Consider the following 6,167-nt stretch of genomic DNA (forward strand, 5'->3'; position numbering starts at 1 on the left):
CATATGAATCGGTTCATAAGGGCCTTCTTCGTAGAGAGGTACCCCGTTGACTTTTGCTTCCCACAGCGCATCCATGGATTTGACGTTAGGTACCTTGGCGAAGTTGTACACCGGCACAGGGCTTGGCGTACTCCATTCCAGCGTACGTGCATCCCATGGATCTCCGTTTTCGTCGCGAGGGCTGTAACGGAAGCTCCAGTAGAAGTTGTAGCACAGAACAACAAATCCGATGGCCAGGATAAAGGCACCGATCGTAGCCACCATATTCAGCGGGCCAAAGCCGGTGTCGGCCGAATACGTGTACATCCGGCGCGTCATACCGCTCAGTCCAAGGAAGAACAGTGGCAGGAAGGCCGTGTTGAAGCCGACGACGATGAGCCAGAAGGCCGTCTTGCCGAGCTTCTCGTTCAGGCGGAAACCGAAAATTTTCGGGAACCAGAAGTACATGCCTGCCAGAACCCCGAAGACGGTACCCGGAATCAACACATAGTGGAAGTGGGCAACCAGGAACATCGTGTTATGGTACTGGTAGTCCGCGCTGGCCATCGCCAGCATGACGCCGGTTACGCCGCCGATCGTAAAGATCGGAATAAAGGCCATCGCGTACAGCATCGGTGTCGTGAACGAGATTTTACCTTTCTGCAAGGTAAAGAGCCAGTTGAATATTTTGACGCCGGTCGGTACGGCAATCGCCATCGTCGTGATGGAGAAGAAGCCGTTGACCATAACGCCCGCGCCCATCGTATAGAAGTGGTGAGCCCATACGATAAAGGACAGGAGCGAGATGACCACCATACTGGCGACCATCGATTTATAACCGTACAAATTCTTTTTCGAGAACGTGGAAATAATATCACTGAATATACCGAAGGCCGGCAAAATAACGATATATACTTCAGGGTGTCCCCATACCCAGAACAGGTTGGCCCAGAGCATATCCATACCGCCGTTCGCCATCGTAAAGAACTGGCTGCCGAAGATGCGGTCGAACATCATCAGGGCAAGGGCAACGGTCAGAACCGGGAATGCGAACAGAATGATAACGTTCGTAATCAGGACGGACCAGGTAAACATCGGCATACGCATCAGTTTCATGCCTGGCGCACGCATTTTCAGAATCGTTACGATAAAGTTGACACCGGTCATCAGCGTACCGATACCGGAAATCTGAAGGGCCAGAGAGTAGAAGTTGTTACCTACGGTCGGGCTGAACTCCAGGCTCGCCAACGGGAAGTATGCGGTCCAGCCGGCATCCGGCGATCCCCCGATGACGAAGGAAATGTTGAACAGCATCGCTCCGAAGAAGAACATCCAGAAGCTGACGGCGTTCAGTCTAGGGAAAGCTACGTCGCGCGCCCCGATTTGCAGCGGAACGACAACGTTCATAAGTCCGATAACGAACGGCATCGCCATGAACAGGATCATGATAACGCCGTGCGTTGTAAAGATTTCGTTATAGTGCTGCGCATCCAGAAACTTCATTTCCGGAGCCGCGAGCTGTGTACGCATCAGCAGGGCGTCGATGCCGCCGCGGAACAGCATGATGAGAGCGGCCAGGATGTACATGACCCCGATCCGCTTATGGTCAACCGTTGTGAGCCATTCGCGCCACAGATAACCCCACTTTTTAAAATAGGTCAGGCCGATCAGAATGGCGAGGGAAACGACGACGATACTGACCATGGCAGCATAGATCATCGGCTCACCGGTTACAAAAAATTCGTCCCATTTCATGCAGATAGGTCTCCTTTCCAGTTGATGTTAGTTTCCATGTTCCATGGACCCCATATCTTCCATATTGCTCATATCCGAATGATCCATCGTTTCCGAGCCGGAATCTTTGTCACTGCTGCCGCTGCCGTGATGTCCTTCGGACATATCCATTTCAGGCGGCGGGTTGAACCCGAGGTGCGTGGAAGAGAAGGATTCCCGTCCAACGTAGGAGGTTTTCAGCAGCGCGTTAAATTTGTCCTCAGTCAATTGAGGCGCGGTTTTCTTCACATCGTCGACCCATTTGCTGAAGTCTCCGGCGCTCATGGACTGTACCTCAAACTCCATCTGCGCATAGCCTTTACCGGAGAAGTTGGAGTTACGTCCCATGAAGGAACCCGGTGTGTCGGCCAGCAGGTGAAGCGTGTTGACCATGTCGCTCATGGCGTACTTCTGTCCGCCAAGCTGCGGTACCCAGAAGCTCGTAATCGGTCCGTAAGAATACAGGCGGAACTCGATCGGCCGGTTTGTAGGAATATTCACATAGTTCACCGTTTCAACGCCTTCTTCAGGATAACTGAAGTGCCATTTCCAGTTGGACGATGCGGCATAGATAACCAGCGGCTTCTGATCCTCGTAACCGGCAGGAACACTTTCCACCGCACTGGTCGTTTTGACCGTGACAACCGATAGAATGGCCACAATGATAACCGGAATCGCAATCCAGGTGAACTCGAGCCATTTGTTACCTTCTATATGAGGCGGGATATAATCGTCACTGGTTTTGCTTGCCCGGTATTTGGTCAGCATGATGATGTACAAGATGTAAACAACAATCAGGACGAAAGCCATCATCAGGATGGAGAAAATAATCGTGCTGGATTGCGTTTTTGCCTGCGGACCTTTCGGATCTAGCACGATGAGTGACGACGAGTCGCATCCGCTAAGCAGCAACATGATGGATACAAATAAACCAGAAAATAACCATCTTTTTTTCTTCACAGTGAGCTCCTTTCTAGCGTTACATGTAGCTGAATTGGTCTAAAAATAATGAACCTTATAGCCATAGCTTAGTAATCCGGGGGAACGAAAACAAATGCAACAAAAGTAATAAATGTAAATCATTTACAGTTATTCTGTGAACATCTTCACATGATTTTTAAAAAAACCTCAAATTGTGCGAAAAATCACTGTAATCGCTGAAAATCGGGGATTTTCATTTTTGTTCAAAATTGCACAAGGCTTTGTCAATGTTGCCAGTTTCGTCACAATTGAAAGGGCTTATCATAAGCCGTTAACCGGATTTCTTCCTGCTGAAACGGCGGCTGAGGCGTCCCAAAAGCCCGCTGTATGGTACAATATGAGGGCTAATGCGGGCAGCAGCCGGCATGTGATCGCGGACAGGCAGATGGGGGAGAAAAAGAAAATGGGTGAACAAAGAGCGGTGTTTTTTGACGTGGACGATACGCTGTATGACCATCTGGAACCGCTGCGGCAGGCGCTCGATCGCTTGATATCGCCGCCGGACGGCTTTCCTTATGAACAAGTATACCACCGGTTCCGGCATTACAGCGACTTGCTGTCGGCCCGGCATGGACATGTGAATGATCCGGCGAATGCGGGGGATCTGGAGGACATGCGCGAGCAGCGGATTCAGCTGGCCCTTGCGGAGTTCGGCATCGACGTGGACCGGGAGCAGGCGGCTGCGATTCAGGCGGCCTATTTGGAGGGGCAGTTCGACATTCGCCTGTTTCCGGGGGCGCAGGAGCTGATCCGGGAGCTCCAGGAGCGCGGCGATGTGGTCGGCGTGATCACCAATGGCCCGAAGGAACATCAAATGAACAAAGTCCGTGCGCTCGGGCTGGACAAGCTTGTGGGCTTGGAACGGGTATTCGTGTCCGGAGCAGTGGGCATCGACAAGCCGGATCCCCGGCTGTTCCGGCATGTCAATGAGGTGACGGCAACGGAGCCTGGGGCAAGCTGGTACATCGGCGACTCCTGGAACAACGACGTCATCGGCGCGTTGGAGGCGGGGTGGACATCTGTCTGGTTTAACCATCGGAAGGTCGAGCCGTTTGCGACCGGACATCAGCCCCATCATATTCTGGGGGGCTACGGGGAGATGAGATCCGTTCTGCTGGGCGGCTAGCGGGTGGTTGGCTGTTTTCATGAAAAAAAGGGTGCCTGCATCCATCGGGGATGTGCAGGCACCCTTTATTTTGGAAATCGATAAGCATGGCTGTCGTGTATCGCGCCTTGAATGGAGCCGAATAACGTTCGCGCGGCGAGGTCATGCCCGTATTTATTCCGGCGGCAGCGGCGGAGTTCCCGGCGGGGCTTCGGTATCGGCCCCTTTGCGTTTGTACAAAATCCGGGAAACGGCGATCCCGGCGACGCCCAGACCGATGAACAGGATCGCCCGCACGGCCAGCGACACGCCCGGCAGGTCGAAGAAGATGACCTTGAGCAGCGTGATCAGCAGGACGATCAGTCCGGCCAGGCGGACCATCGATTTACGCACCATGACGCCGTAAATAATAACGATGATCGCATAGAGCGCGTATTCGGCCGACAGGATCAAATGCTGCAGGTCGAACGATAGATTCCGCGTCAGAACCTGGGTCACTTCCGTCAGGAAGACGATGGACAGCAGCGCGGCGATCCACATCAGGATATCCGGTACTTTCCGCTGCCATTCTTCGGCCATATGTCTGCGGAGGACCGCCGCCAACAGCTGCAGAATGCTCAGTCCCCCAACAAATACAGGATGGCGGACGTGATCTGCTGCATCCGGCTTCTCAGCAGGATGCCGAGGCCGAGCCCCAGGGACGCCTCAATCAGGACAGACAGCGGCAGTGCCTCCCGGCTGACGATTTCAACCAGCCAAATGAGCCATGCGCAGGTCGCGATCGCCATATATTCGTGAGGAACGCGGCCGCTCATCACCCGCCAGAGGGCGATCAGGCTGTAAATGACAGCCCAGATGATCATCATCATCGATTCGGGACCGGGGCCGCCCGCCTGATTGTACAAAGCGTAAATCCACAGCACGACCAGCCCGAAGCCGGTCATGAGCGATACCGTCTCGTCTAAGCGGTGGCGGTACGGACGGACCAGCGAGAGGACGAGCAGCAGGGCGTGCTGCAGGAATACCGCGCCGAGGAAGACATGCCGGCTGCTTTCGAAATCGCCTGCCATGTATAAAATCATCAGCGGCAGATGCAGCACGCCGATGGACACGAAATAAGCGGCGCGGTAAGCAAAGCGGATCGACAGCGCTGTCATCGCCAGGGAAAAGACGAGCTCGAAACCTACGGCGATCCAGGCGTTTGGCTCCGTGGATTTCACAAGGAACGGAATGAGATAACCGCCGACGGTCATAATGATCACGAGCGTCTGGGAGCGGCGTCTTACGGCGGTCCACACCCCCAGGGCGATGGACAAGATATATAATAGGAAAGCTAACCAGGACGGAATCAATTCATATAGATGATGCGCCGCAAAAAAGGTCAGCATGAGCACGGCGACGGAGCCGCCGAGCAGCACCTGCGCCAATCCTTCCCGCTGCGCCCGGACCTGCCGCTCCCCGAAGAAGTACATAGCGCCGGCGGCAACCAGGCCGAGGAGGCAGCGTACCGGCTGCGTCAGATACCCCGCCGACACGGCGGCGATAAAGCCCCACAGGACGCCGAGCAGCAGCACGACGATAAACACGCGCGGCAGCCACACCCGGGCGATGGCATGCTCCCAGTCCACGGGCGGCTTCGGCGGCTTGGGCGGCCGCTGGGCCTGCGGCCCGGCGGGACGGGGCTGGCCAAAGTACGGCCCTTGGCCCGGCTGGCCTTGGTGCGGGCCCGCCTGCGCCGGGTAACCTGCGGTTCCCGGCTGGCCCGGATACGGCCCCATATCGGGACCTCCAGGGTACCCCGGCACTCCCGGCCGCCCAGGCATCGGCTGCTGGCCTGGATGCCCCTGGTAAGGATGTACCCCAGGCGGGTTCGGGTATACAGCGCCCGGTGACTGCGGCGCCGCGTAGGGAGCCTGAGGCGGAACCTGCGGCTGCACCGGCCGCTGGGCATTGGCTCCCGGGTTCACCGGCTGCTGCCGAGGATCGCCCACACCCGGCCTCTCCCGTCTAAGTTCGTTCAGCTCCAGCTCCATCGCTTTCATTTTCGCTTCGAGCTGCTCAATCCTTCTTTCCAAATCCAATAGCTGTTCACCCCTAAAAATTCCATAATTATGTATTTAACCGAGATGGTACTAATATAACACATCTCGGCTGGAACAAGAGCCATAATATGGGTGGACATGGGTAAACAGGACGGCATTCCACAAGCTTAAGGCTTGGTGGCTTGGATGACAGCCGAAACAATGTAATCCTCAATATTCGATCCTTGGACCCAATCCTTAATAAAAGCTTTGGACTCATCCTTAGGTTCAACGCTAATGTTTGTAAA

The 6,167-nt window shown here is 55.0% G+C and carries 5 protein-coding genes and 1 pseudogene; 1 reads left to right on the forward strand and 5 read right to left on the reverse strand.

The genetic code is table 11. From position 1 onward, the window contains the following. Window positions 1-1,734: cytochrome aa3 quinol oxidase subunit I (qoxB, locus tag CPT76_RS26400; RefSeq protein WP_105445024.1), on the reverse strand; the 1,734-nt coding region annotated here is incomplete at its 3' end. A 27-nt stretch (window positions 1,735-1,761) separates the two neighbouring features. Next, window positions 1,762-2,667: a cytochrome aa3 quinol oxidase subunit II gene (qoxA, locus tag CPT76_RS26405; RefSeq protein WP_076173745.1), complete on the reverse strand. Its 906-nt coding sequence runs from the start codon at window positions 2,665-2,667 to the stop codon at window positions 1,762-1,764. A gap of 469 nt (window positions 2,668-3,136) precedes the next feature. Here qoxA and CPT76_RS26410 point away from each other — a divergent pair, with 469 nt between their 5' ends. Next, window positions 3,137-3,859, forward strand: a complete 723-nt coding sequence (locus CPT76_RS26410) for an HAD family hydrolase (RefSeq protein ID WP_258168818.1) — start codon at window positions 3,137-3,139, stop codon at window positions 3,857-3,859. Window positions 3,860-4,012: 153 nt separating this feature from the next. On the opposite strand, the gene CPT76_RS26415 is transcribed toward CPT76_RS26410, so the two are convergent. The 3 genes and pseudogenes from CPT76_RS26415 to arsM form a co-directional block, all read right to left on the reverse strand. Further along, window positions 4,013-4,441 (reverse strand): DUF2339 domain-containing protein, encoded by a 429-nt coding sequence (locus CPT76_RS26415; RefSeq protein WP_105445025.1) that lies wholly within the window; start codon window positions 4,439-4,441, stop codon window positions 4,013-4,015. 14 nt (window positions 4,442-4,455) lie between these two features. Further along, the gene (locus CPT76_RS26420) at window positions 4,456-5,919 is read right to left on the reverse strand and encodes a DUF2339 domain-containing protein (protein ID WP_105445026.1); all 1,464 of its coding nucleotides are present in this window, start codon (window positions 5,917-5,919) and stop codon (window positions 4,456-4,458) included. A gap of 128 nt (window positions 5,920-6,047) precedes the next feature. Further along, window positions 6,048-6,167: pseudogene (gene arsM, locus CPT76_RS40550) on the reverse strand (arsenite methyltransferase); the annotation flags it as partial.

The organism is Paenibacillus sp. AR247, from assembly GCF_002968895.1.
Classification (GTDB): domain Bacteria; phylum Bacillota; class Bacilli; order Paenibacillales; family Paenibacillaceae; genus Paenibacillus_AQ; species Paenibacillus_AQ favisporus.